Source organism: Streptomyces sp. NBC_00285 (assembly GCF_036174265.1).
GTDB lineage: Bacteria > Actinomycetota > Actinomycetes > Streptomycetales > Streptomycetaceae > Streptomyces.
In genome coordinates this window covers 2,771,401-2,793,985 of the sequence record NZ_CP108055.1, presented here as the reverse complement: position 1 = coordinate 2,793,985, position 22,585 = coordinate 2,771,401, and the positions used below count along the sequence as shown (strand labels likewise).

The window sequence follows — 22,585 nt, the reverse complement described above, 5'->3', positions numbered from 1 at the left end:
GCCGTGTGCGACTCGAAGCGATCACCTGGGACCGGCTCGCCGACCAACTGGCCGACCGCCTCCTCGACCTGGAACCGGCCGACGGCAGCCCCTGGCCCCGCGTCGCCCTCGACGGCGCCCCGGCGGCCCGCCCAGGTGACCTCGCCGAACGCGTCCGCGAGGCCCTGCGCATACGCGGCCGCCCCTCCCTCGGCGTCGGCATGCAGGGCTTCCTGCGCCCCGCCTCGCTCCGTCTGGAATACGGCCATCACGACCTGGAGGCCTACTACGACGGCTGGTTCGACGTCGGCGCACTCTGGCGCGAGGTCTTCGGGCCCCTCGAACCCGGCGGCGACGGCCGGGTCCTGCCCGACCTGTGGGACCCGGCCACCGACCGCGCCACCCGCAGCTCCTACGTCCATCTCCCGCCCGGCGGCGTCCTGTTGCTCCATGGCCCCCTCCTGCTGCGCCACTGGTTCCCCTTCGACCTGACCGTCCACGTCCTCCTGTCCGAGGGCGCCCTCCGCCGCCGAACCGAGGAGTCCGACCACTGGACCCTCCCCGCCTACGAGCGCTACGCCGACGAGACCGACCCCGCAGGCACGGCCGACGTCCTCGTCCGCGCGGACGACCCCCGCCACCCGGCGTGGAGCGGCTGACCCGGCCGTACCCGTACCCGAGCCCGTACTCGATCGCGTACCCGTCCCGGGGAAGAGCGGGGCCATTGCGTCCGACCGATGGCCCGCTTCCGGCCGCCGTCAGCGTGCAGTCGCGCAGTTCCGGGTGCGAGCCCCCGGTGGCGCGGCGAGAATGTAGGGCGCCGGGACTTGCGGCGCCCCTCCGCGCCGCGCCGGCCGTCCGGCACCGGGAGGTACTCCATGACCACCGCCGGAGACATCATGCACCGGGGTGCACAGTGGATCCCCGCTCACGAGACCCTCGACCGCGCCGCCCAGCTGATGCGTGAACTCGGCGTCGGAGCCCTGCCCATCAGCGACGCGAACGAACGGCTGTGCGGCATCCTCACCGACCGCGACATCGTCATCGGCTGTGTCGCCATGGGCCACGACCCGGCGAAAGTGACCGCGGGCGAGATGGCCCAGGGCACACCCCGCTGGATCGACGCGAGCGCCGATGTCGACGAGGTGCTGCACGAGATGCGGGAGCACCAGATCCGCAGGCTCCCCGTCATCGCCGACAAGCGCCTCGTGGGCATGATCAGCGAGGCCGACCTGGCCCGGCATCTGACCGACGAACAGATCGCCGGATGGGCCGAGAGCGTCTACGCGCGCACCTCCACCACCCACTGAGCCACCGCGCGGTCGCTCCCGCTCACAGCCAGCCGTTGCGCCGGAAGCCGCGGTACAGCACGCCGCACGCGACGGCTATCACACCCATGACCAACGGGTAGCCGAACGTCCAGTGCAGCTCCGGCATGTGGTCGAAGTTCATGCCGTACACGCCGCAGACCATCGTCGGAACGGCGATCACCGCGGCCCAGGCGGTGATCTTCCGCATGTCCTCGTTCTGCGCGACCGTCACCTGCGCGAGGTGGGCCTGCAGGATCGAGTTGAGCAGTTCGTCGAAGGCGGCGATCTGCTCCTTGGCGCGCAGCAGATGGTCGGAGACGTCACGGAAGTAGGCCTGTATCTCCGGGGCGACCACCTGGATCGGCCGGGTGGAGAGTGCCTCGAGCGGGCGGCTCAACGGGACCACCGCCCGCTTCAGCTCCAGGAGTTCCCGCTTGAGCTGGTAGATGCGGCCCGCGTCGACCCGCCCGCCGTTCTCCGCGAACACCGCCATTTCGACCAGGTCGATGTCCGACTGCATCGAGTCGGTGACGCGCAGATAGTCGTCGACGACATGGTCCGCGATCGCGTGCAGCACCGCGGCCGGTCCCTTCGTGAGCTGCCGGGGGTCGGACTCCAGCTCCTCGCGCAACGGGCCCAGCGATCCGTGGCTGCCGTGCCTGACCGTGATCACGAAGTCCTGGCCGACGAACACCATGATCTCGCCGGTGTTGACCACCTCGCTCGTGGCCGTGAGTTCCTCGTGCTCCACGTAACAGACCGTTTTGAACACCGCGAACAGGGTCTCGCCGTACCGCTCCACCTTGGGGCGCTGATGTGCCTCGACCGCGTCCTCGACGGCCAGCGGGTGCAGGTCGAAGAGGTCCGCGATGCCCTCGAACTCGTGGTTCGACGGCTCGTGGAGGCCGAGCCAGACGAAACCGTCACGGGTCTTGCGCAGATGTTCGACGGTGTCGACCAGATCGCCGTCCGTGGGGACTCGTGTCCCCTCCCTGTAGGTCACGCAGTTGACCACCGACGTGCCCAACGGGGAGCGGGCATGGTGGCTCAGGTCGACGCGCGGACGCCGCCGGGCCAGCCGGGCCACCTTGCTCAGGCCGCTGACCCTGCCAAGGCCCGTGACCTTTCGCAGATTCCCTGCCATGGACATCTGGATCTCCTCGCGTGGATCTCCGTGCGACGCGGTTCTGCGTCCTGGCGAGCCAGTTTGCCAGGTCGACGTAAGCGGCAGGTGAGCCTGTGGACAAGGCCCATTCCGCTTGGTTCCCGCCTGTGGAAAACCCGGGCCCGTCCGAAGAGGTACCGGTTGTCCCGTCGCGTCGCCTCCTACCGACAAGCCCGACAACTGGGATCATCGCCGCATGACACGAACCGACGGGTATCTCCTCGACAACCGGCAGATGGAGGCGGCGGAACGCTTCGACGCCTTCGCCACCCTCTTCGACCCCACGACCTTCCGGCATCTCGAAGGATTCGGTGTCGGGCCGGGCTGGCGCTGCTGGGAGGTGGGCGCCGGAGGCACGTCCGTGGTGTCCTGGCTGGCCAAGAAGGTCGGCCCGACCGGAAAGATCGTCGCGACCGACATCGACACCACCCGGCTCACGGCCGCGGCCCGCCCGCCGGTGGACGTACGCGTCCACGACGTGAGCGCCCAGGAACCGCCCGGGGAGGGCTTCGACCTCGTGCACGCCCGGCTCGTCCTCGTCCATGTGCCGGACCGCGAACGGGCGTTGCAGTCGATGATCAAGTCCCTGCGCCCCGGCGGACGACTCCTGCTGGAGGACGCCGACCCCGCCCTCCAGCCCCTGACCTGCCCCGACGAGTACGGCCCCGAGCAGCAGCTGGCGAACCGGCTGCGGCAGGGCTTCCGCCGACTGCTCGCCGACCGCGGCGCCGACCTCTCCTACGGCCGCACACTCCCGCGCCTGCTCCGCGAGGCCGGCCTGCGCCAGGTGGCGGCCGACGCGTACTTCCCGCTCGCCTCGCCTGCCTGCGCAGCCCTGGAATCCGCCACGATCCGCCAGATCCGCGATCAGTTGGTCACGGCGGGCCTCGCCACGGACGAGGACATCGACCAGCACCTCGCCAACGTCGCCACCGGCACCATGGACCTGGCCACGGCTCCCCTCATCTCGGCCTGGGGGCGCAAGGCGTAGTAGGCACAGGGGAGAGCAGGAGGGAGGGAGCGGGAGCCGGGTCGCCCGGCGAGGCGTCAGTCCGGCAGCGGAGGTCTCCCGCCCACCCGCTCCACCGCCAGCGACCCCGCCCGGCATCCTGCCGCCGCCGCGTCCTCGGGCCCGGCGCCCGCCAGCAGGGCCGCGAGGAACGCGCCCGTGAACGCGTCGCCGGCCCCGGTGGTGTCCCGGGGCGTCGCCGCCACGGCGGGCACGTGGGCGAACACGGTGCCGGACCGGGCGATCAACGCACCCTGCGCACCCTGCTTGGTGACCACCAGCGGGACATGGCGGCTCAGTTTGGCCGCCGCGTCCGCCGCGTCGGGCAGCCCGGTGAGCAGACACGCCTCGTCCCGGCTGGGCAGCAGGACGTCCACCCCCTCCACCAGCGCGAGGAAGCGGTCCACCCCCAACTCCCCGAGGAACCCCGCCGACGCCGGGTCCAGACTCACCGGCACGCCACGCGCGTGTGCCGACTTCAGGGCGACCGCCACCAGTGCCCGGCTCGGTTCCGAGAACAGGAGATAGCCCGACAGGTGCAGTCGCGCCACTCCGTCGAGCAGCGCGTCCGACCAGTCGTCCGGCTCCAGCCGCAGCGACGCCCCGCTGTCGGTGAGGAACGTCCGCTCTGCGGCCTCACCCGTGTCCACGAGGCAGATCACGGTCCCGGTCGGTGCCTCCGCGTCGACGACGAGCCGCGGCCGTACGCCGCACGCGGCCAGCTCCCGTTCGTGCCACGCGACGGCCTCCGCACCCACCCGCCCGAGCAGCCGCACCTCGGCACCGCCCCCGCGGGCGGCCCAGCAGGCCACGTTGGCGCCCGCCCCGCCCGGCACCGTGCGGATCGCCGCGACCGTGTCCGTACCCGCGGCGAGTGGCCCCCGATGGCGGGCCACGATGTCCGTGATGACGTCCCCGACGACCAGGAGGGCACCATCCGGACGAGGCCGCCCGCGCTGTCTCTCCGCTGCAGCGTCCGCGTCGCGTCTCGGATCGTTGACTCCTGCGCCCGTGACGGCGATCCCCGACGCGTTCGCCGCAGTGGCGGTGCCGGGCCCGGGCCGGTTCGCGGCCGTGCCGTGTCGGGGCCGGTCCGTCGTCACGCCCCGGCCCAGGCCGCCGCGATCCGCCCCGCCAGGCGTACGTTGCCCCGCACCGCTGCCAGATTGGCGTCGAGCGAGGCGCCGTCGGTGTGCCGTACCAGGTAGTCCAGCAGGAACGGCGTGACGCCCTGCCCGGCGACGCCCGCCTCCTCGCATGCGTGCAGTGCCTCCGCGAGCACACGCGCGTGCAGCCCCGGATCCAGCTGCTGCGCCTCGGGCACGGGGTTGGCGACGATCAGCGAGGACTCGGGCCCGTCGAGCGCGTCCTGGGCCCGCATCACGTCCGCCACCTCGTCCGGTGTGTGCAGCGTCCACTCCACGGGGTGCCCCGAGTCGGAGAGGTAGAAGCCCGGGAACCGGTCCGTGGCGAACCCGGCCACCGCGACTCCCAGGGTCTCCAACCGCTGCAGGGTCGCGGGCACGTCCAGGATCGACTTCACTCCCGCGCACACCACGGTGATCCGCGTACGCGCCAGCAGACCGAGGTCGGCCGACTCATCCTGTGTGACGGTCCACTCCCGGTGCACCCCGCCGAGCCCGCCGGTCGCGAACACCCGGACCCCGGCCAGGGCCGCCAGCTGGGCCGTCGCCGACACCGTGGTCGCCCCGCTCGCCCCGGTGGCGACCGCGAGCGGCAGATCGCGGTGGCCGAGCTTGCGGATCCCGTCCTCGTTGGCGACCCGCTCCAACTGCTCCTTGTCCAGGCCGACATGGGGGCGCCCGTCCAGCACCGCGATCGTCGCCGGTACGGCTCCCTCCTGCCGCACGACGTCCTCCAGCTCCAGCGCCACCTGCAGATTCCGCGGACGCGGCAGCCCGTGGGCGATGATCGTGGACTCCAGGGCCACCACAGGTCGACGCGCGTCGACTGCCTCGCGCACCTCTTCGGACATCACCAGCATGACGGTCCTGCCTTCTGTCGATCGGTCTTCCCTCATCTCTGGCAGGCGGCACGTCCGGTCAAACCCTTGCGGGCTGTGGAGGAGGACACCAGCCTGGGGTGCATGACGGACAACTCGATACGTCTCGACCATGTCGTGCTCTGGGTGGAGGACCCGGTGGCATCGGCCGACTTCTACGAGAAGACGCTCGGCATGGAATCCCTGAGGATCACCGACTACGCCGCGGGGGCGGTGTCCTTTCCCTCCGTACGGCTCAATGACGAGACCATCTTCGACCTCATGCCGCTCACCATGGCGGAACACATGAAAATGGTCCCTGGCGCTGCCAAGAGCGCGGGACACCCCGTCAATCATGTCTGCCTGGCCCTGCCCGCCGACGATTTCCAGACACTCCGCGCCGGCCTGGAGGAACAGTCCGTGCCCCTCTCGGACGTGTCCCACGACTCCTTCGGTGCCCGTGGAATGGCTCGGCGCAGCTTCTACTTCCGCGACCCGGACGGGAACGTCTTCGAGGTGCGCCACTACGACTGACGGTGACGGGGGCACGCGTGCGTGCGCGTGGCCCCGCCCCACCGCGAGGGGTGTCAGCCCGGCCGGAATCCGCTCAGCACCCCACGCGGATCGAGTACGTACCCGCGGCTTGCGCCCTGGTCGAAGTCGGTGTTGCCGCGCGGTGCGTTCTCCAGCCCGATGTCCGTGGCGTCGACCGCCTTGGCGATATGCACACGGCCGTGCAGGATCGCCCGGAGCAGCCCGGAGCAGCCCGGAGCAGCAGCTCAGAACAGAGGCCGGGGCAGCACGCCCTCCAGCGCGAGCAGTTGGCGCTTGGTCTCCAGGCCGCCGCCGAACCCGCCGATACCGCCGTCCCTCTCGACGACCCGGTGACAGGGCACGACGACCGGTAGCGGATTGGAGCCCATGGCCACCCCTACGGCCTGGGCGGCGCGGGGCTGGCCGACTCGCCCGGCCAGATCGCCGTACCCGACGACCTGGCCGAACGCCACACTTGAAGCCAGCTCGCGCAGTACCTGGCGGTTGAAGCCCGAGATCAGTGACCAGTCCAGGGGCAGCTCGAAGTCATGCCGCTCGCCGGCGAAGTACGCCTCGACCTGGCGTATCGCCTCGGCCAGCAACGGGGAGCCGGGCGCCTCGACGGGCTCGGTGCCCAGCCGGGACGCGAGCCGCTCCAGCGCCTTGTCGCGCACCGCGCCGGTGGCGTGGAAGACCACGTTGACCAGCCCCTCCCCGGTGGCGGCGAGCAGCAGCGGGCCGATGTCCGTGCCTACGACGGCCCACACGACCTGCTGCTCTTCCTGCCCATGGCTGTTCATGCGACCACCGTACGGGCCGCCACTGACAATGCCCTGTGACCTGCGGAAACGGACTGTCAGTCGGGCAGTGCGCGCAGTACCACGTCGGGCTTGTTGGTGATGATGCCGTCCACGCCGTGCCCGGCGACGAGCCGGGCGGTGTCCGCGGTGTCGACGGTCCATGTGAAGACCTTCAGCGGCTTGCCGTGCGGTCCGGTGAAGGCGTGCACCGCGGATACGTACGCCGTCGAGGCGGAGCGGTGCGACGGATTGATCTGGTCGGTGAACATCGCGTACGCCGCCAGGTCCGCCACGGCCGGCGCCCCGAGGAAGCCCGTCTTCACTCCGGGCTTCAGCTGGTGGACGGTCCGCAGGGCGCTTGTGTCGAAGCTCTGGACCACCAGCCGGTCCCGGTGCCTCCGGTCCAGCCACCCCTCGTTGCTGAGGAGCTTTAGGGTCTCCCGCTCGATGCCTGGGTACAGCTCCGGATTCTTGAGTTCGAGGAGCAGCTTCTGATGGTGAAGATCGACTCGGTGCAGGTACTGCTCCAGGGTCGGCACGTGCACGCCCGCGTAGGAGGCGCCGAACCAGCTGCCCGCGTCCAGGCGCGCGATCTCCGCGGCGGTGAGGTCCTTCACCTTCCAGGGCGCCTTGCCCGGGAACACCTGCTCGACGTCGGTGGTGCGCCGGAGGCTGTCGTCGTGGAGGACGACGAGTTCGCCGTCCCTGGTGCGCTGGACGTCGTTCTCGACCCAGACGGCGCCGAGCGCGGCGGCCTTGTCGACGGCGGCCAGGGTGTTCTCGGGGGCGCGGGCGGAGGCGCCCCGGTGGGCGATGACTGCGGGCGGCGTGCCGTCCTCGACCGCCCGGACGTCGGTTGCGGGAAGGAGAAGGGCGGCGGTCCCCAGAAGCGCGGTGGTCATGGCGGTCGCGGCACGCGCGTGCATACGTACTCCTCGCGTCGAGCAATCACGTACAGCACAACTGTGACAGCACCGGGTCATCGGCAACCGGGTACAGAATGGCCACATCCTGAATGGGCTCGACCCAAGTCCGCACACTGGTGCCGCACAACTGGGGCAAGGACGTGTTTCTTTGCCGGAAAATCGTTCGACCATTCTGGTGGGGGTCATACTCTCTGCCTCAACCCCGACCGCCCGGGCGGTACTGGGAAGGGACACATTTCAGGGATTTCCAGGAGCAGGACGGCGAAGGGCAGCCGCGCATGCAAGGCACGGTCGACGGATTCAGCTACGGACTCGTCACACCGCTGGTGGCTTACCTCATGGCCTGCCTCGGCGGTGCCCTCGGCCTGCGCTGCACCACCAGATCCATGCTGGTCAGCCGGTCCTGGCGACCCGGCTGGCTGGCCCTCGGCTCGGCGGCGATCGGCTCCGGCATCTGGACCATGCACTTCGTCGCGATGATGGGGTTCAAGGTCCGGCAGGCGCCGATCCACTACGACCGGGCGATCACCTTCGCGAGCCTCGGCGTCGCCATCGTCATGGTGGGCGTCGGGGTCTTCATCGTCGGTTACCGAGGGGCGCGTGGCACGGCCCTGATGACCGGCGGCGCCATCACCGGACTGGGCATCGCCTCGATGCACTACCTCGGCATGGCCGGCATGCGACTGAACGGGCAGCTGGAGTACAACACGCTCACCGTCGCCGCCTCAGTCGTCATAGCAGTCGCCGCCGCCACGGCCGCCCTGTGGGCCGCCGGACAGGTCCGGGGGTTCCTGTGGAGCGTGGGCGCGAGCCTCGTCATGGGGCTCGCCGTCACGGGCATGCACTACACGGGCATGGCCGCGCTCAGCGTCCACGTGCACAGCTCGTCCGCCCCCGTCGCGGGTGACTCGCCCGCCTCCCTGCTCGCGCCGATGATGATCGGCCCGCTCGCCTTCCTGCTGCTCGCGGGAGTCGTCGTGATGTTCGATCCGCTGATGGTGATGGGCAAGCCCGTGTGGTCCCCCGCCGAGAACAAACCCGGTGTGCCCGCACGCGAACTCGTCCAGCACTCCGCCGACGGCCGGCGCCCCGCTCTCCGCACCCGCCACGACGTGACCCACCGCGACTCCCGGACCCCGCAGAACCGCTGATCCACCGGCTCCGGCGCCGCTCGGAACCTCTGATCCGGCCGCGTTGTCAGTGGGGGGTCGTACGGTTGACTCCATGCGGCCCGTTTCCCACATCGAACGCACGGTGGCGCCTTTCGAGGTCGTCAGTTCCTACCAGCCCAGCGGCGACCAGCCGGCGGCCATCGCCGAGCTGGCCAAGCGCATCGAGGCAGGTGAGAAGGACGTCGTCCTGCTCGGCGCGACCGGCACCGGAAAGTCCGCCACCACCGCGTGGATGATCGAGAAGCTCCAGCGCCCCACGCTCGTGATGGCACCGAACAAGACGTTGGCCGCCCAGCTGGCCAACGAGTTCCGCGAGCTGTTGCCGAACAACGCCGTCGAGTACTTCGTCTCGTACTACGACTACTACCAGCCCGAGGCGTACGTCCCGCAGTCGGACACCTACATCGAGAAGGACTCCTCGATCAACGAGGAGGTCGAGCGACTGCGCCACTCCGCGACCAACTCGCTGCTCACCCGTCGTGACGTCATCGTGGTCGCCTCCGTCTCCTGCATCTACGGCCTCGGCACCCCCCAGGAGTACGTGGACCGCATGGTCCCCCTCCGGGTCGGCGACGAGATGGACCGCGACCAGCTGCTGCGCCGCTTCGTGGACATCCAGTACACACGCAACGACCTGGCATTCAGCCGTGGCACCTTCCGGGTCCGCGGCGACACCATTGAGATCTTCCCGGTCTACGAGGAACTCGCCGTCCGTATCGAGATGTTCGGCGACGAGATCGAGGCGCTGTCCACCCTCCATCCGCTCACCGGCGAGATCATCAGCGACGACGAGCACCTGTACGTCTTCCCGGCCTCCCACTACGTGGCCGGCCCCGAGCGGCTCGAGCGGGCCGTCACCGACATCGAGAAGGAGCTGGACGGGCGCCTCACCGAGCTGGACAAGCAGGGCAAGCTCCTGGAGGCCCAGCGGCTGCGCATGCGCACGACGTACGACCTGGAGATGCTCCGCCAGATCGGTTCCTGCTCCGGCGTCGAGAACTACTCGATGCACTTCGACGGCCGCGAGCCCGGTTCCCCGCCGAACACCCTGCTCGACTACTTTCCGGACGACTTCCTGCTCGTCATCGACGAGTCGCACGTCACGGTGCCGCAGATCGGCGCCATGTACGAGGGCGACGCCTCCCGCAAGCGCACCCTTGTCGACCACGGCTTCCGGCTCCCCTCCGCCCTGGACAACCGCCCCCTGAAGTGGGAGGAGTTCACGGAGCGCATCGGCCAGACCGTCTACCTGTCCGCGACGCCCGGCAAGTACGAGCTCTCGCGCGGAGACGGCGCCGTGGAGCAGATCATCCGCCCGACCGGCCTCATCGACCCCGAGGTCGTCGTCAAGCCCACCGAGGGCCAGATCGACGACCTGGTGCACGAGATCCGCAAGCGCACCGACAAGGACGAGCGCGTCCTGGTCACCACGCTCACCAAGAAGATGGCCGAGGACCTCACCGACTACTTCCTGGAGCTCGGCATCCAGGTCCGCTACCTGCACAGCGACGTCGACACCCTGCGCCGTGTCGAGCTGCTGCGTGAGCTGCGCGCCGGCGAGTTCGACGTCCTGGTCGGCATCAACCTCCTGCGGGAGGGCCTCGACCTGCCCGAGGTGTCCCTGGTGGCCATCCTCGACGCCGACAAGGAGGGCTTCCTGCGCTCGGGTACCTCCCTGATCCAGACCATCGGCCGCGCGGCGCGCAATGTCTCCGGCGAGGTCCACATGTACGCCGACAAGATCACCCCGGCGATGGAGAAGGCCATCGAGGAGACCAACCGCCGTCGGGAGAAGCAGGTCGCGTACAACAAGGAGCGGGGTATCGACCCCCAGCCGCTCCGTAAGAAGATCAACGACATCGTCGCGCAGATCGCCCGTGAGGACGTGGACACCGAGCAGCTGCTCGGCTCCGGCTACCGCAAGGGCAAGGACGGCAAGGCGGCCAAGGCGCCCGTGCCCGCCCTCGGCGGCAAGGCGGCCAAGGGCAAGGCCAAGGAGACCGTGCCGACGGACCGTCCCGCGGCGGAACTCACGGGGCAGATCGAGGAGATGACCGCACGCATGCGTGCGGCCGCCGCAGACCTCCAGTTCGAGATCGCGGCCCGGCTGCGCGACGAGGTCTCCGAGATGAAGAAGGAACTCCGTCAGATGAAGGAGGCGGGCCTGGCCTGACGTCCATCGCACTGTGTTGCAAGACCGACACAAAGTGCGGTCCGGGCCGCGTCACCGTCATCGGCCCTGCGTAGGGTTCTGGACTACCGCGGGCACCGCGGCAACAGGGGACAGCAGCGAGAGGGGTTCGGCGCGTGACCGTCAACATGACCAAGGGTCAGGCCATCAGTCTGCAGAAGAACGACGGAGGCAGCCTGACCGCGGTGCGCATGGGCCTCGGCTGGCAGGCCGCCCCCCGGCGCGGCCTGTTCGGCTCGCGCACGCGGGAGGTCGACCTCGACGCCTCCGCCGTCCTGTTCGCGGACAAGCAGCCCGTCGACGTCGTCTTCTTCCGCCACCTGGTGAGCGACGACGGCTCGGTCAAGCACACCGGTGACAACCTCGTCGGCGGTGTCGGCCAGGGCGGGGACGACGAGGCCATCCTCGTTGACCTGGCCCGTGTGCCGGTCCACATCGACCAGATCGTCTTCACCGTGAACTCCTTCACGGGCCAGACCTTCCAGGAGGTGCAGAACGCCTTCTGCCGCCTCGTCGACGAGACCAATGGCGAGGAACTCGCCCGCTACACGCTCGACGGGGGTGGTTCCTACACCGCCCAGATCATGGCGAAGGTCCACCGCACGGGCCCGGGCTGGACGCTGACGGCCCTCGGGACGCCGGCCAGCGGCCGGACCTTCCAGGACCTGATGCCGGCGATCCTGCCGCATCTGTAACCGGCCCGCGAGCGGCATCGGACCGACACCATGACACAGGGGGACAAGGCGATGACGGCCGAGCTGGTGCGGGGTCAGAACCACCCGCTCTCCCAGGCCCGTCTCGAGATCCGGATCACGGCCGGAACGCCGGTCGTGGCCGGAGCCACGCTCGGCGACGAGCACGGCCGGGTACAGGGCGTGGAGTGGGTCGTCCACCCGGGCGCCCCCACCCTGCCGGGTCTCGAGGTCTCGCGGCAGGCGGCTGCCGATCACCGTCTCGCGGTCGATCTCGGCGCCGTGCCGGAGGCCGTCCACCGGGTCCATGTGCTGCTCGCCCTGCCCGCGGCGGGCGGCCCTGTGCGCTTCGGCGCCGTCGCCGCCCCGTTCGTCGCGGTGACAGGCCTGGACGGCATCGAGCTCGCCAGCTACACCATCACCGGCCTGGACGCCGAGTCGGCGGTCGTCGCGCTGGAGCTCTACCGCCGCCAGGGCGCCTGGAAGGTGCGTGCCGTCGGCCAGGGGTACGCGGGCGGTCTCGCCGAACTCCTCACCGATCAGGGCCTCGCACAGGCCCACCAACTCGCGAGCGGCATCCACGAGGCGGTGGCCCGGGGGCTGGCCCGCGCGGTACCGATGGCTCCGCCGGTCATGGCGGACGGCGACCGTTCCCGGCAGACCGCCACCCCGGCGCCGGGCCCGGACCAGGGATCCTCCGCGGCCCACGGCGCCTCCGGTGCCGTACCGCCGCAGCCGCTGTCGCCGTACGGCACACAGCCACCCGGCATCCCGCCGCAGCCGTCGGCCCCGACCGGCGGCCCGGTCCCCGGCACCCCGCAGCCCACCGCTCCCTACGGCGCGCAGGGCATCCCGGCCGCAGGTGCGGCACAGCCAGGTCACGCCCAGACGCCCGCGCACACCTCCGCCTCCGCCCAGCCACCGTCCCCCTCGGCCGGTGGCCCGATCGACTACAGCCATCCCCGGCGGCAGGACGCCGCCCCGCCGACCCCTCCGCCTCCCGTGCCTCCCGCCCGGCCCGGCCAGCCCGCGCAGCCTGTCGCCGGGGACGCGACCGGCTGGTCCATGGACGAGCGGCTCTACAACCAGGTGTGGGGCATGTTCGAGGATCTGGCCCGGTCCACGGCCGCCTACCGTAGTGCCGTCGACTTCGCCGACTCGCGGATGGAGAAGGAACTCGACGCGGCCCTTGCCGATCCGCGCAGCCGGATCGGTGGACAGGGCGACGCCGCGCGGGATGCGGCTCGGGCCAAGTACACCCAGCTCGTCGAACAGGCCCGCGCGGCCTACGACCGGGATCTCGCCCAGCTCACGGCCGAGTCCGAGGTGGTCGAGCCCGCCCTGCCGCCGGCGTACGCCCGTTGGGACAACCCCGTCTGGCACGGATACCGGGTGCCGTTCGAGGTGCCCATGGCGGTGCGCCTGGGTGATCTGCATCTGCCGGAGTGCGCCGAGCTGCGTATCCCGATGCTGGTCAGGCTGCCACTGGAGCGCGGTCTGTGGATCGACAGCGGAGCCGTCGAAACCCTCGACGGCTCGTTCCTGGATGCCCCCGAAGTGCATCGGCTCGCCATGGACACGGCCGTGGCCCTCGCGGCCCGGCTCCTCGCCGTCCACCCCGCCGGCGACTACACGCTGCACGTCATCGACCCTGCCGGCTCGGGAGCGCAGGCGCTCGTCCCGCTGGCGCAGACCGGCGTGCTCGCGGCCCCGCCCGCCGTCGGTGCCGCGGGTGTGGCGGAGGTCCTGGCCCGGCTCACCCAGCGCGTCGACCTGGTGCAGATGGCGGTGCGCGGCGGCGCGGCCGACTCCCTCCCGCCCGGCGTCGACACCTCCGAACAGCTCCTGATCGTCAACGACTTCCCGCACGGTTTCGACGACAGGGCCGTGACCCAGCTGCGCTACCTGGCGGACGAGGGGCCGTCCGTCGGCGTCCACCTGATGATGGTCGCGGACCGTGAGGAGGCCGCCGCCTACGGCCCGCTCCTGGACCCGCTGTGGCGCTCGCTCATGCGGCTGACACCGGTGCCCGACGACCACCTCGCCGACCCGTGGGTCGGGCATGCCTGGACGTTCGAACCCGCTTCCGTCCCGCTCGGCAGCCAGGTGCTCCAGCAGGTCCTCAATCAGGTCGCGACGGCCCGTGCCAAGTACACGTAAAGCCGCCCCCACCAGCTATTTTGACCTTTCTTTTGCCAATCGCTTTACCTTTACTTGGTGATTGAGGTACGGTTGAAAGCACGGAGGGGAGTACTCCCTGTCGACCGCGGCGTTCCCGTCAATACGGATCAGGCCTGATCCCGGGGCGCCGGCCCACCGTGGGTGGAAGAGACCTCCGGCAGCGCGACGACGCTGGTTACTTGCCGTTACGTATTGCCGGAGGAACTGTGGATGTTTCCGTGACCCTGTGGGTCCTGACGATCGTGGGCCTCGCCGCCCTCATCACGGTCGACTTCTTCATCGGCCGCAAGCCGCACGACGTGTCCATCAAGGAAGCGGGCATCTGGACGGTCGTCTGGATCGCCCTGGCCGGCCTCTTCGGTCTCGGCCTGCTCGTCTTCGGCGGTGGCCAGGCCGGCGGAGAGTTCTTCGCGGGCTTCATCACCGAGAAGTCCCTGAGCGTGGACAACCTCTTCGTCTTCGTCCTGATCATGGCGAAGTTCGCGGTGCCCTCGCAGTACCAGCAGCGGGTGCTCCTCGTCGGTGTCCTCATAGCCCTGGTGCTGCGCGCGATCTTCATCGCCGCGGGCGCCGCCATCCTCGCCAGCTTCGCCTGGGTCTTCTACATCTTCGGCGCCTTCCTCATCTACACCGCCTGGAAGCTCATCCAGGAGGCCCGCGCCGACGAGGACGACGAGGAGTTCGAGGAGAACAAGCTGCTCAAGGCCGTCGAGCGCAGGTTCGGTGTCGCCGACCGGTACCACGGCACCAAGCTGTGGATCGAGGAGAACGGCAAGCGGGTCATGACCCCGATGCTCGTCGTGATGCTCGCCATCGGCACCACCGACGTGCTGTTCGCGCTCGACTCGATCCCCGCGATCTTCGGCCTGACGCAGGACCCGTACATCGTCTTCACCGCCAACGCGTTCGCTCTGATGGGCCTGCGTCAGCTGTACTTCCTCATCGGCGGCCTGCTGAGGAAGCTGGTCCACCTCAGCTACGGCCTCTCGATCATCCTGGGCTTCATCGGCGTCAAGCTGGTGCTGCACGCCCTGCACGAGTCCGGGGTCCATGTCCCCGAGATCAGCATCCCGGTCTCGCTCGGCGTGATCTGCGCGGTCCTGATCGTCACCACGATCACTAGCCTGATGGCTTCCAAGAAGCAGGCGGCGGCCGAGGCCGCACAGGCGGGCACCGAAGGCGCCTCGAAGGACAGCATCGAGGCCTGACCACGGCCGGGCACCAAGCATCACCACCGGGAGCGGGACGCGGCGAATTGCCGGGTGCCGCTCCCGGTGCTTGTTTGGTTCCAGAGCGCGTTCCCCGGCCAGGGGGCGCCGTGGCCGGCTGGAGACACTCATGAAGTTCGTGCAGATCGTCGGTTTCGAGACCGAGCGCCTGGAGGACATGAAGCAGGTGCTCCAGGAGGCGGAGCAGCACAACGCGGGCAAGCCGGGTGGCCCGACGTACCGCATGCTCCTGAAGGACCGAGACCACCCCAACCGCTATGCGGCGCTGCTCGAATTCGAGTCGTACGACGAGGCCATGCGCAACAGCGACGCCCCCGAGACCGGCGAACTGGCAGAGAGGCTGGGGGCGCTGTGCATCGGTGACCGCGTCTACACCAACTACGACGTCCTGGAATCGGGCGAGCTCAAGTAGCGCCGGGCATAGTGCGCAGCCGGTTCGCCTCTGCGACGATCTCTGCATGCTCGCCAGGCTCACGAACAGATGGACGTCCGCAGTTCCGGTGCTCGCTGTCCTTCTGCTGGTGTTCACCTGGGGCCGCGATCTGCCAGGCGCGGCCGTCGCCCTCGTGACGCTGGTCCTCGCGGGAGCCGTACTGGCCGCCGTGCACCACGCCGAAGTGATCGCCCACCGGGTCGGCGAGCCCTTCGGATCACTCGTCCTCGCCGTCGCCGTCACGATCATCGAGGTCGCCCTGATCGTCACACTGATGGCGGACGGCGGCGACAAGAGTTCGACCCTGGCCAGGGACACGGTCTTCGCGGCCGTGATGATCACCTGCAACGGCATCGTCGGCATCAGTCTCCTCGTGGCCTCACTGCGCCACGGCACCGCGGTCTTCAACCCCGAGGGCACCGGCGCGGCCCTCGCCACGGTCGCCACCCTGGCCACGCTGAGCCTGGTGCTGCCGACGTTCACGACGAGCAAGCCGGGCCCGGAGTTCTCCACCACCCAGCTCACCTTCGCCGCGCTCTCCTCGCTGGTCCTGTACGGCCTGTTCGTGGCGACCCAGACCGTACGGCACCGCGACTACTTCCTCCCGGTCACCCACCAGGGCGAGGTCATCACCGCCGACGACCACGCCGACCTGCCCACCGCCCGTACCGCGCTGATCAGCCTGACCCTGCTGGGACTGGCCCTGATCGGGGTCGTCGGTCTGGCCAAGGGCGTCTCGCCGACCATCGAGTCCGGGGTCTCCAAGGCCGGCCTTCCGCATGCCGTCGTGGGCGTGATCATCGCCCTGCTGGTGCTGCTCCCCGAGACCATCGCGGCCCTGCGCTCCGCGCGCCGCGACCGCGTGCAGACGAGCCTCAACCTCGCCCTCGGTTCGGCCATGGCCAGCATCGGCCTGACCATCCCCGCGGTCGCCCTGGCATCCGTCTGGCTCTCCGGCCCGCTCGTCCTCGGCCTCGGCGCCACCCATATGGTGCTGCTCGCCCTGACCGTGGTGGTGAGTTCGCTGACCGTGGTGCCGGGCCGGGCGACACCGCTCCAGGGCGGTGTCCATCTCGTGCTGTTCGCGGCCTACCTGGAGCTGGCGATCAATCCGTGACGGCAGATCGCTCCATGACCGGCTCGGCCACCGCGACGGGCACCGGACGCGTCTCCGGCAGCAATGCGAAACACCCCAGACTGAGCAGCGCGATCCCGGTCAGATACGCCCCCACCCCCCAGGGCACCCGCCCGCCCTGCTCCACCAGAGCCGTCGCCACGATCGGCGTGAGCGCGCCTCCGATCACCCCGCCGAGGTTGTAACCGACCGCCGCGCCGGTGCAGCGCACCCGCGGCTCGTACAGCTCCGGCAGGTACGCGGCGATCACCGCGAACATCGTGATGAACGCGATCATCGCGCCCAGGAAGCCGAGGAACATCAACAGCGGCTTCCCGGTCGCGAGCAGCGCCACCATCGGGAACATCCACAGCGCGGCCGCCGCACACCCGGCCAGACACAGGGGCCGCCGCCCGTACCGGTCCCCGAGCAGTGCCGCCACCGGTGTGAGCGAGCCCTTCACCAGCACCGCGGCCATGATGCAGGTCAGCATGACGGTACGGCTCACCCCGAGCTGCTCCGTGCCATAGGCGAGGGACCAGGTCGTCACGGCGTAGAAGATCGCGTACCCGACGGCGAGCGCTCCGGCCGTCAGCAGAACGAGCCGCCAGTGGTCGCGCGCCACCTCGACGAACGGCACGCGCGCGTGGTCGTCGAGCTCCAGGAAACCAGGGCTCTCCGTGAGCGAGGCGCGCAGCCACAGCCCCACCACCGCCAGCACCCCGGCCGCCCAGAACGGCACCCGCCAGCCCCACTGTGCGAACTGCGCCTCGGACAGCGTGGCCGACAGCGTCAGCACCACCCCGTTGGCGAGCAGAAAACCCAGCGCGGGCCCCACCTGCGGGAAGCTCGTCCACAGTCCGCGCCGCTCGGCGGGCGCGTGCTCCGCGATCAGCAGGACGGCACCGCCCCACTCCCCGCCCAGCCCCAGTCCCTGAAGAAAGCGCAGCACCAGGAGCAGTACGGGCGCGGCCACGCCGATCGTGTCGTACGTCGGCACACAGCCGACCGCGACGGTCGCGGCGCCGGTCAGCAGCAGTGAGGCAACGAGGACCGGACGCCGTCCGTGCCGGTCCCCGATGTGCCCGAACAGCACCGACCCGAGCGGCCGCGCGAGGAACCCCACGCCGAACGTCCCGAAGGCGGCCAGTGTCCCCGCCACCGGCGAGAACGTCGGGAAGAACAGCGGCCCCAGGACCAGAGCCGCGGCCGTCCCGTAGACGAAGAAGTCGTAGAACTCGATGGCCGTTCCGGCGAGCGAGGCGGCCGCGAGCCGCGGCATGGAGGGCGCCCTTACGGGGCGTACGTCGTGCATGCCGCGTCAACCACCCTCAGTCACCAGGGGTTACGGGGCGTGCGAGCGGGTGCGGGCGGAATCAGTACGTGACGGTGATGCGCCGGGCGGGGCCGTCGACGCGGACGACGCCGCCGTAGGGGATGACCAGTTGGGGATCGGTGTGCCCGTAGTCCACATCGAAGACGATGGTCGTGTCGGGGGCATACATGCGCATGACCCGAAGCACGGCCTCGCGCTGGTCGGTGGCGTAACGAGCCGCCTCCTCGGGGCTGTTGGGGTGCTCGAAGGACCAGCTCTTGGGGCGTCCCATCAGCAGCGCGGAGAAGCGTTCCAGCAGTCCGCGCTCGCCCATGTTCCGCAGCGTGCTGAAGACCTCGACGTCGCTCGGCATGTCCTCCGAGGTCTCCAGGAGCAGCACTCCGCCGTCGTACACGCTCAGGTCGCGTGCGATCTCGCGGTCGGCCATCAGCAGCCATCCGAGGATCTCCAGACAGCCGCCCCAACTGCGGCCCTCCACCACCCGGTCGGCGTTCACCCAGGTCCAGCCGCTGCCGGGCCGCGTCTCGGGCTCCGCGTCGAAGGTCGCGGGGTCCGCCCAGTCGCGGTTGACGTCGTTCCAGCGCTCGGCGGCGGTGAGTTCGTACGTGCCGGAGGTGAACAGCGCCGCCCGCAGGGAGGCGGCGGTCAGCGCGTCCATGGCCACCGGGCGTCCCAGCGCGGTCATCACGGTCGCCCCGTGGAACCCGACGATGCCGGTGCTGTACAGGTACGCCAGCAGGTTCGTGTTGTCGCTCATCCCGAAGAACGGCTTCGGGTTCGCCCGGATCAACTCCCGGTCCAGGAACGGCAGCACGGTGATCTGGTCGTCGCCGCCGATGGACGCCATGACCACCTTGATGTCCGGGTCGGCGAACGCCGCGTTGACGTCGGAGGCGCGGTCCTTCGGCGTCGAGCCCATCCTGCGGGTCGTCGGATACTCGACCGGTTCGAGCCCGTACTCCTTGCGCAGCCGCTCCAGGCCCAGTTCGAAGGGGCGCGGGAAGAGCCCGGGCAGGCCGGCGCCGGGGGAGATGACGGCTATGCGGTCGCCGGGCACCGGCTTGGGCGGGTACGAGATCGTCGTCATGCGGGGAGGGTACGGGCCGCACCGCGCGCCCCGCACCGTGATAAACCGGGACCTGAGCAGCCGCTCCCACCGGACCGGAGGAACCGTGCCCCGCACCCTTGCCAGCGCCCCGATCATGATCCTGAACGGCCCCAACCTGAACCTGCTGGGTCAGCGTCAGCCGGAGATCTACGGCAAGGACACACTGGCCGACGTCGAGGCACTGTGCGCCAAGGCGGCGGCCGCGCACGGCGGCACGGTGGACTTCCGGCAGTCCAACCACGAGGGGGAGCTGGTCGACTGGATCCAGGAGGCGCGGCTGAACCACTGCGGGATCGTCATCAACCCCGGTGCCTACTCCCATACGTCGGTGGCCATCCTGGACGCGCTCAACACCTGCGACGGACTGCCGGTGCTGGAGGTGCACATCTCCAACATCCACCAGCGCGAGTCCTTCCGGCACCACTCCTACGTCTCGCTGCGCGCCGACGGCGTCATCGCGGGATGCGGGGTGCAGGGCTACGTCTTCGGAGTGGAGCGGGTCGCGGCGCTGGCGGGGCCGACACGGGCCGACGTGTAAGGACCGACGTCCTGGACGCGCGGTCCTTACCGCTCCTACAGGCGCCCCGCCTCAACGATCCGTCGCAGGAAGCGCTGAGTGCGCTCCTCACGCGGGTCGCCGAAGATCTGCTCGGCACTCCCGCGCTCCAGCACCACGCCCGAGTCCAGAAAACAGACCTGGTCGGCGACCTCACGCGCGAAGCCCATCTCGTGCGTGGCAAGCACCATGGTCATGCCGTCGCCCTTAAGGTCGCGCACGACGTTCAGCACCTCGCCCACCAGCTCCGGATCGAGGGCCGCGGTGATCTCGTCGAACAACAGCAGCCGGGGACGTACGGCGAGGGCCCGCACGATCGCCACCCGCTGCTGCTGACCGCCGCTGAGCCGGTCGGGGTACTCGCCCGCCCTCCCGGCGAGCCCGAGCCGCTCCAGGAGCTCGCGTGCATGCCCCTCGGCCTCCGCGCGGGCCACGCCGTGCACCCGGCGCGGGGCCAGCGTGATGTTCTCCAGAACCGTCATGTGCGGAAAGAGGTTGTACGCCTGGAAGACCACGCCGATACGGCGCCGTACCGCGTCCTGGTCGGCGCGCGGATCGGTGATCTCCTCGCCGTCCAGCCAGATGGCGCCGTCGTCGATCTCCTCCAGGAGGTTGGCGCAGCGAAGCAGCGTCGACTTGCCCGAGCCGGAGGCGCCGATCAGCGCGGTCACCGTGTGCGGGGCGACCTCCAGATCGACGTCCCGCAGCACGACCGTGTCGCCGAAGGTCTTGCGGACGGACTCCATCCGCAGCACCGGTGCGTCGCTCATGTGGTCCCTCCCTGGGCCTGCCGGCGGTCCATCCGTGCCGTCACCCAGTCCGTGAACCGGGTCATCGGGATGGTCAGCGCCACGAACACCAGGCCCGCGACGATGTACGGCGTGTAGTTGAGGCTGCGCCCGACGATGATGTCGGCGGCCCGTACGGCGTCGATCGCGCCGCCGATCGACACGAGACCGGTGTCCTTCTGGAGCGACACCAGGTCGTTCAGCAGGGGCGGCACCTGGCGGCGTACCGCCTGCGGCAGCACCACGTACCGCAGCGCCTGCCGGTTGGAGAGCCCGAGCGAGCGGGCCGCGGCGCGCTGCGAGGGGTGCACGGACTCGATGCCGGCGCGGAACACCTCGGCCACGTACGCCGAGTACGTCAGCGTGAGAGCGGTCCCGCCCAGCCACACCGGGTCGACCGTCACGCCCTGGAGCCGCAGCGCCGGGACGCCCAGGACGACGATCATGAGGTTGATGATGAGCGGGAGCCCGCGGAAGAAGTCCGTGTAGGCGGCGGCCAGCACACGCAGCGGGAAGAAGACCGGTCCGCGCAGCGTGCGCGCGATGGCGATCAGCATGCCGAGCACCAGCACGGCGACACCGCAGATCAGCAGCAGCCGGACGTTCAGCCACAGCCCTTCGAGGACCTTGGGGAACGCCTCGCGCGCGTACTGACCGTTGAAGAACGTCTCCTTGGTGCGCGGCCAGCCGGGCGCGCTGACGACGACCACGTAGAGAACCACGGCGGTGACCAGGGTCGAGACCGCGGCGATCGCCGTCGCGCGGCGGGTGCGGGCACGTTTGAGACGCTCCCGTTCGACCCGCCGCTGCGAGGGGGTGTAGGAGTCGCCCGTGTCCTCCTGGCCGGCCTCGTCCTTCGTGAGCGTCACTTGAGCACCGGGGCGTCGACGGCGTCCGACAGCCACTGCTGCTCCAGCTTGGCGAGCGTGCCGTTCTTGCGCAGTGTGTCCACGGCGGCCGTCACGCAGGAGGTGAGCGCGCTGCCCTTGTCGAGCACGAGCCCGAACTGCTCCGGTGTGCCGCCCTGGTTCTCGAACTGCCCGACGATCGTGCCGTCCGTCACCTCGGCCGCCGTGATGTAGAAGGCGGTCGGCAGGTCGACGACGATGGCGTCCACCTGCTTGTTCTCCAGCGCGGACTTGGCCTGGTCGTTCTTGGCGTACGCGGCGGCCTCCCGGGTCGGCTTCACCACGTCCTCGATGTAGTTGAGGCTGGTCGTGCCGACCTGGGCGCCCAGCTTGAGGCCCTTCAGATCCGCGATGCTCGTCGCCTTGGCGGCCTTGGAACCCTTGAGCGCGATGACGGCCTGGCGCACGTCGTAGTAGCCGGACGAGAAGTCCACGGCCTTCTTGCGCTCGGTGCTGATCGACACCTGGTTGATGTCGAAGTCGAAGGTCTTCTCCCCGGGCGCGAAGGCCTTGTTGAAGGGGACGCTCTGCCAGACGACGGCGCTCTTGTCGTAGCCGAGCTGCTTCGCCACGGCGTAGGCGACGGCCGACTCGAAGCCCTTGCCGTTGGCGGGCTTGTCGTCCTTGAACCACGGCTCGTACGCGGGCTCGTCGGTCGCGATCGTCAGCTTGCCGGAGGTCCGGGTGGCCAACTTGCCCTTGGCGCATGTGGTGCCGGTCGACGTCGAGGCCTTCGAGCTCGCGTCGTCCTCCGGCTGCGGAGCGCAGCCGACGGCGGTGGCGAGCAGGGCAATGGAGGTCGCGGCGGCGGCGCGGCGCAGTGCGCGAGGGGCGATGTGCATGGCGGGAGAGTGACAGTCCACTGTCCCGTTTGTCGAGGTCACAAGGCCAATTGTCCGCATATTGGGAACGGGTGTTTCGTTTCCGTGAACACTTTTCGGCCAGGAGGCCGGGGCCGCCGGTCGAGGGCGGGGATCGAAAGACCGGCGGCCCGTACCGCCCAGGAGCCGTCTTCCTGTGCGGGGCTGCCTCCAGTTGACTGCGCAACCACCTGCGCCGGGAGCGCGCGTGTAACACCGGCTCGTGTGAATCGTTCACACGGGGCGCGTGAGCCGAAGCGGGGGCGCCGGCCGCACGCCGGATCGGATTCGG

The 22,585-nt window shown here is 70.0% G+C and carries 23 protein-coding genes; 12 read left to right on the top strand and 11 right to left on the bottom strand.

Going from position 1 to position 22,585, the window contains the following annotated elements; genetic code table 11:
* Positions 1 to 5 precede the first annotated feature (5 nt).
* A complete protein-coding gene (locus OHT57_RS12875; RefSeq protein WP_328746477.1) occupies positions 6 to 638 on the top strand; it encodes a uridine kinase in 633 nt (210 codons plus the stop codon).
* A 219-nt stretch (positions 639 to 857) separates the two neighbouring features.
* Complete coding sequence (locus OHT57_RS12870; RefSeq protein WP_328746475.1) at positions 858 to 1,289, top strand: CBS domain-containing protein; 432 nt, start codon at positions 858 to 860, stop codon at positions 1,287 to 1,289.
* Positions 1,290 to 1,311: 22 nt separating this feature from the next.
* Here the strand turns inward: OHT57_RS12870 and OHT57_RS12865 are convergent, their stop codons facing one another.
* Positions 1,312 to 2,439: a magnesium and cobalt transport protein CorA gene (locus tag OHT57_RS12865; RefSeq protein ID WP_328746473.1), complete on the bottom strand. Its 1,128-nt coding sequence runs from the start codon at positions 2,437 to 2,439 to the stop codon at positions 1,312 to 1,314.
* Positions 2,440 to 2,650: 211 nt separating this feature from the next.
* Between OHT57_RS12865 and OHT57_RS12860 the strand changes: the two genes are divergently transcribed.
* Positions 2,651 to 3,445 (top strand): methyltransferase, encoded by a 795-nt coding sequence (locus OHT57_RS12860; protein WP_328746471.1) that lies wholly within the window; start codon positions 2,651 to 2,653, stop codon positions 3,443 to 3,445.
* Positions 3,446 to 3,501: 56 nt separating this feature from the next.
* Here OHT57_RS12860 and OHT57_RS12855 read toward each other — a convergent pair whose 3' ends face one another.
* Both OHT57_RS12855 and OHT57_RS12850 read right to left on the bottom strand, forming a co-directional pair.
* Positions 3,502 to 4,389 (bottom strand): carbohydrate kinase family protein, encoded by an 888-nt coding sequence (locus tag OHT57_RS12855; protein WP_328753187.1) that lies wholly within the window; start codon positions 4,387 to 4,389, stop codon positions 3,502 to 3,504.
* A 173-nt stretch (positions 4,390 to 4,562) separates the two neighbouring features.
* The gene (locus tag OHT57_RS12850; RefSeq protein ID WP_328746469.1) at positions 4,563 to 5,468 is read right to left on the bottom strand and encodes a pseudouridine-5'-phosphate glycosidase; all 906 of its coding nucleotides are present in this window, start codon (positions 5,466 to 5,468) and stop codon (positions 4,563 to 4,565) included.
* A gap of 102 nt (positions 5,469 to 5,570) precedes the next feature.
* On the opposite strand from OHT57_RS12850, the gene OHT57_RS12845 reads away from it, so the two are divergent.
* Complete coding sequence (locus tag OHT57_RS12845; protein WP_328746467.1) at positions 5,571 to 5,999, top strand: VOC family protein; 429 nt, start codon at positions 5,571 to 5,573, stop codon at positions 5,997 to 5,999.
* A gap of 53 nt (positions 6,000 to 6,052) precedes the next feature.
* Here the strand turns inward: OHT57_RS12845 and OHT57_RS12840 are convergent, their stop codons facing one another.
* From OHT57_RS12840 to OHT57_RS12830, 3 genes are read right to left on the bottom strand one after another with little or no spacing between them, the layout of a single operon-like run.
* Positions 6,053 to 6,193, bottom strand: a complete 141-nt coding sequence (locus OHT57_RS12840) for a hypothetical protein (protein ID WP_328746465.1) — start codon at positions 6,191 to 6,193, stop codon at positions 6,053 to 6,055.
* Positions 6,194 to 6,244: 51 nt separating this feature from the next.
* Positions 6,245 to 6,799 (bottom strand): methylated-DNA--[protein]-cysteine S-methyltransferase, encoded by a 555-nt coding sequence (locus OHT57_RS12835; RefSeq protein WP_328746463.1) that lies wholly within the window; start codon positions 6,797 to 6,799, stop codon positions 6,245 to 6,247.
* A gap of 56 nt (positions 6,800 to 6,855) precedes the next feature.
* Entirely contained in the window at positions 6,856 to 7,725 is an 870-nt protein-coding gene (locus OHT57_RS12830; protein ID WP_328746461.1) for a glycerophosphodiester phosphodiesterase, read from the bottom strand.
* Between the two features lie 278 nt (positions 7,726 to 8,003).
* Between OHT57_RS12830 and OHT57_RS12825 the strand changes: the two genes are divergently transcribed.
* The 7 genes from OHT57_RS12825 (at position 8,004) to OHT57_RS12795 (ending at position 16,740) form a co-directional block, all read left to right on the top strand.
* A complete protein-coding gene (locus OHT57_RS12825; RefSeq protein ID WP_328746459.1) occupies positions 8,004 to 8,876 on the top strand; it encodes an MHYT domain-containing protein in 873 nt (290 codons plus the stop codon).
* Between the two features lie 73 nt (positions 8,877 to 8,949).
* Entirely contained in the window at positions 8,950 to 11,070 is a 2,121-nt protein-coding gene (gene uvrB, locus OHT57_RS12820) for an excinuclease ABC subunit UvrB (RefSeq protein ID WP_328746456.1), read from the top strand.
* Positions 11,071 to 11,204: 134 nt separating this feature from the next.
* A complete protein-coding gene (locus OHT57_RS12815) occupies positions 11,205 to 11,783 on the top strand; it encodes a TerD family protein (RefSeq protein ID WP_328746454.1) in 579 nt (192 codons plus the stop codon).
* A 51-nt stretch (positions 11,784 to 11,834) separates the two neighbouring features.
* A complete protein-coding gene (locus tag OHT57_RS12810; protein ID WP_328753186.1) occupies positions 11,835 to 13,940 on the top strand; it encodes a TerD family protein in 2,106 nt (701 codons plus the stop codon).
* 227 nt (positions 13,941 to 14,167) lie between these two features.
* Positions 14,168 to 15,169 (top strand): TerC/Alx family metal homeostasis membrane protein, encoded by a 1,002-nt coding sequence (locus tag OHT57_RS12805; RefSeq protein ID WP_328746452.1) that lies wholly within the window; start codon positions 14,168 to 14,170, stop codon positions 15,167 to 15,169.
* A gap of 130 nt (positions 15,170 to 15,299) precedes the next feature.
* Positions 15,300 to 15,602 carry a hypothetical protein gene (locus OHT57_RS12800; RefSeq protein ID WP_328746449.1) on the top strand — a complete coding sequence of 101 codons (303 nt, stop codon included), beginning with the start codon at positions 15,300 to 15,302 and terminating at the stop codon, positions 15,600 to 15,602.
* 46 nt (positions 15,603 to 15,648) lie between these two features.
* Entirely contained in the window at positions 15,649 to 16,740 is a 1,092-nt protein-coding gene (locus tag OHT57_RS12795; protein WP_328746447.1) for a calcium:proton antiporter, read from the top strand.
* Here OHT57_RS12795 and OHT57_RS12790 read toward each other — a convergent pair.
* A complete protein-coding gene (locus OHT57_RS12790; protein WP_328746445.1) occupies positions 16,730 to 18,052 on the bottom strand; it encodes an MFS transporter in 1,323 nt (440 codons plus the stop codon). The two genes, OHT57_RS12795 and OHT57_RS12790, sit on opposite strands and share 11 nt — an antisense overlap.
* A gap of 61 nt (positions 18,053 to 18,113) precedes the next feature.
* Positions 18,114 to 19,160, bottom strand: a complete 1,047-nt coding sequence (locus OHT57_RS12785) for a S66 family peptidase (protein WP_328746443.1) — start codon at positions 19,158 to 19,160, stop codon at positions 18,114 to 18,116.
* An 85-nt stretch (positions 19,161 to 19,245) separates the two neighbouring features.
* Here OHT57_RS12785 and aroQ point away from each other — a divergent pair, with 85 nt between their 5' ends.
* A complete protein-coding gene (aroQ, locus tag OHT57_RS12780; RefSeq protein WP_328746441.1) occupies positions 19,246 to 19,719 on the top strand; it encodes a type II 3-dehydroquinate dehydratase in 474 nt (157 codons plus the stop codon).
* Between the two features lie 35 nt (positions 19,720 to 19,754).
* Here aroQ and OHT57_RS12775 read toward each other — a convergent pair whose 3' ends face one another.
* From OHT57_RS12775 to OHT57_RS12765, 3 genes are read right to left on the bottom strand one after another with little or no spacing between them, the layout of a single operon-like run.
* Complete coding sequence (locus OHT57_RS12775; RefSeq protein WP_328746439.1) at positions 19,755 to 20,507, bottom strand: amino acid ABC transporter ATP-binding protein; 753 nt, start codon at positions 20,505 to 20,507, stop codon at positions 19,755 to 19,757.
* Complete coding sequence (locus OHT57_RS12770) at positions 20,504 to 21,394, bottom strand: amino acid ABC transporter permease (protein ID WP_328746437.1); 891 nt, start codon at positions 21,392 to 21,394, stop codon at positions 20,504 to 20,506. Before OHT57_RS12770 ends, OHT57_RS12775 begins: the two co-directional genes overlap by 4 nt.
* Entirely contained in the window at positions 21,391 to 22,275 is an 885-nt protein-coding gene (locus tag OHT57_RS12765) for an ABC transporter substrate-binding protein (protein ID WP_328746435.1), read from the bottom strand. The genes OHT57_RS12770 and OHT57_RS12765 overlap by 4 nt, the downstream gene beginning before the upstream one ends.
* Positions 22,276 to 22,585: the final 310 nt, after the last annotated feature.

Bases quoted from the DNA above. Each gene is read 5' to 3' on its own strand.
- OHT57_RS12870 (WP_328746475.1), top strand. From the start codon at position 858: ATGACCACCGCCGGAGACATCATGCACCGGGGTGCACAGTGGATCCCC.
- OHT57_RS12865 (WP_328746473.1), bottom strand. From the start codon at position 2,439: ATGTCCATGGCAGGGAATCTGCGAAAGGTCACGGGCCTTGGCAGGGTC.
- OHT57_RS12860 (WP_328746471.1), top strand. From the start codon at position 2,651: ATGACACGAACCGACGGGTATCTCCTCGACAACCGGCAGATGGAGGCG.
- OHT57_RS12850 (WP_328746469.1), bottom strand. From the start codon at position 5,468: ATGCTGGTGATGTCCGAAGAGGTGCGCGAGGCAGTCGACGCGCGTCGA.
- OHT57_RS12845 (WP_328746467.1), top strand. From the start codon at position 5,571: ATGACGGACAACTCGATACGTCTCGACCATGTCGTGCTCTGGGTGGAG.
- OHT57_RS12835 (WP_328746463.1), bottom strand. From the start codon at position 6,799: ATGAACAGCCATGGGCAGGAAGAGCAGCAGGTCGTGTGGGCCGTCGTA.
- OHT57_RS12830 (WP_328746461.1), bottom strand. From the start codon at position 7,725: ATGCACGCGCGTGCCGCGACCGCCATGACCACCGCGCTTCTGGGGACC.
- OHT57_RS12825 (WP_328746459.1), top strand. From the start codon at position 8,004: ATGCAAGGCACGGTCGACGGATTCAGCTACGGACTCGTCACACCGCTG.
- uvrB (WP_328746456.1), top strand. From the start codon at position 8,950: ATGCGGCCCGTTTCCCACATCGAACGCACGGTGGCGCCTTTCGAGGTC.
- OHT57_RS12810 (WP_328753186.1), top strand. From the start codon at position 11,835: ATGACGGCCGAGCTGGTGCGGGGTCAGAACCACCCGCTCTCCCAGGCC.
- OHT57_RS12800 (WP_328746449.1), top strand. From the start codon at position 15,300: ATGAAGTTCGTGCAGATCGTCGGTTTCGAGACCGAGCGCCTGGAGGAC.
- OHT57_RS12795 (WP_328746447.1), top strand. From the start codon at position 15,649: ATGCTCGCCAGGCTCACGAACAGATGGACGTCCGCAGTTCCGGTGCTC.
- OHT57_RS12790 (WP_328746445.1), bottom strand. From the start codon at position 18,052: ATGCACGACGTACGCCCCGTAAGGGCGCCCTCCATGCCGCGGCTCGCG.
- OHT57_RS12785 (WP_328746443.1), bottom strand. From the start codon at position 19,160: ATGACGACGATCTCGTACCCGCCCAAGCCGGTGCCCGGCGACCGCATA.
- OHT57_RS12775 (WP_328746439.1), bottom strand. From the start codon at position 20,507: ATGAGCGACGCACCGGTGCTGCGGATGGAGTCCGTCCGCAAGACCTTC.
- OHT57_RS12765 (WP_328746435.1), bottom strand. From the start codon at position 22,275: ATGCACATCGCCCCTCGCGCACTGCGCCGCGCCGCCGCCGCGACCTCC.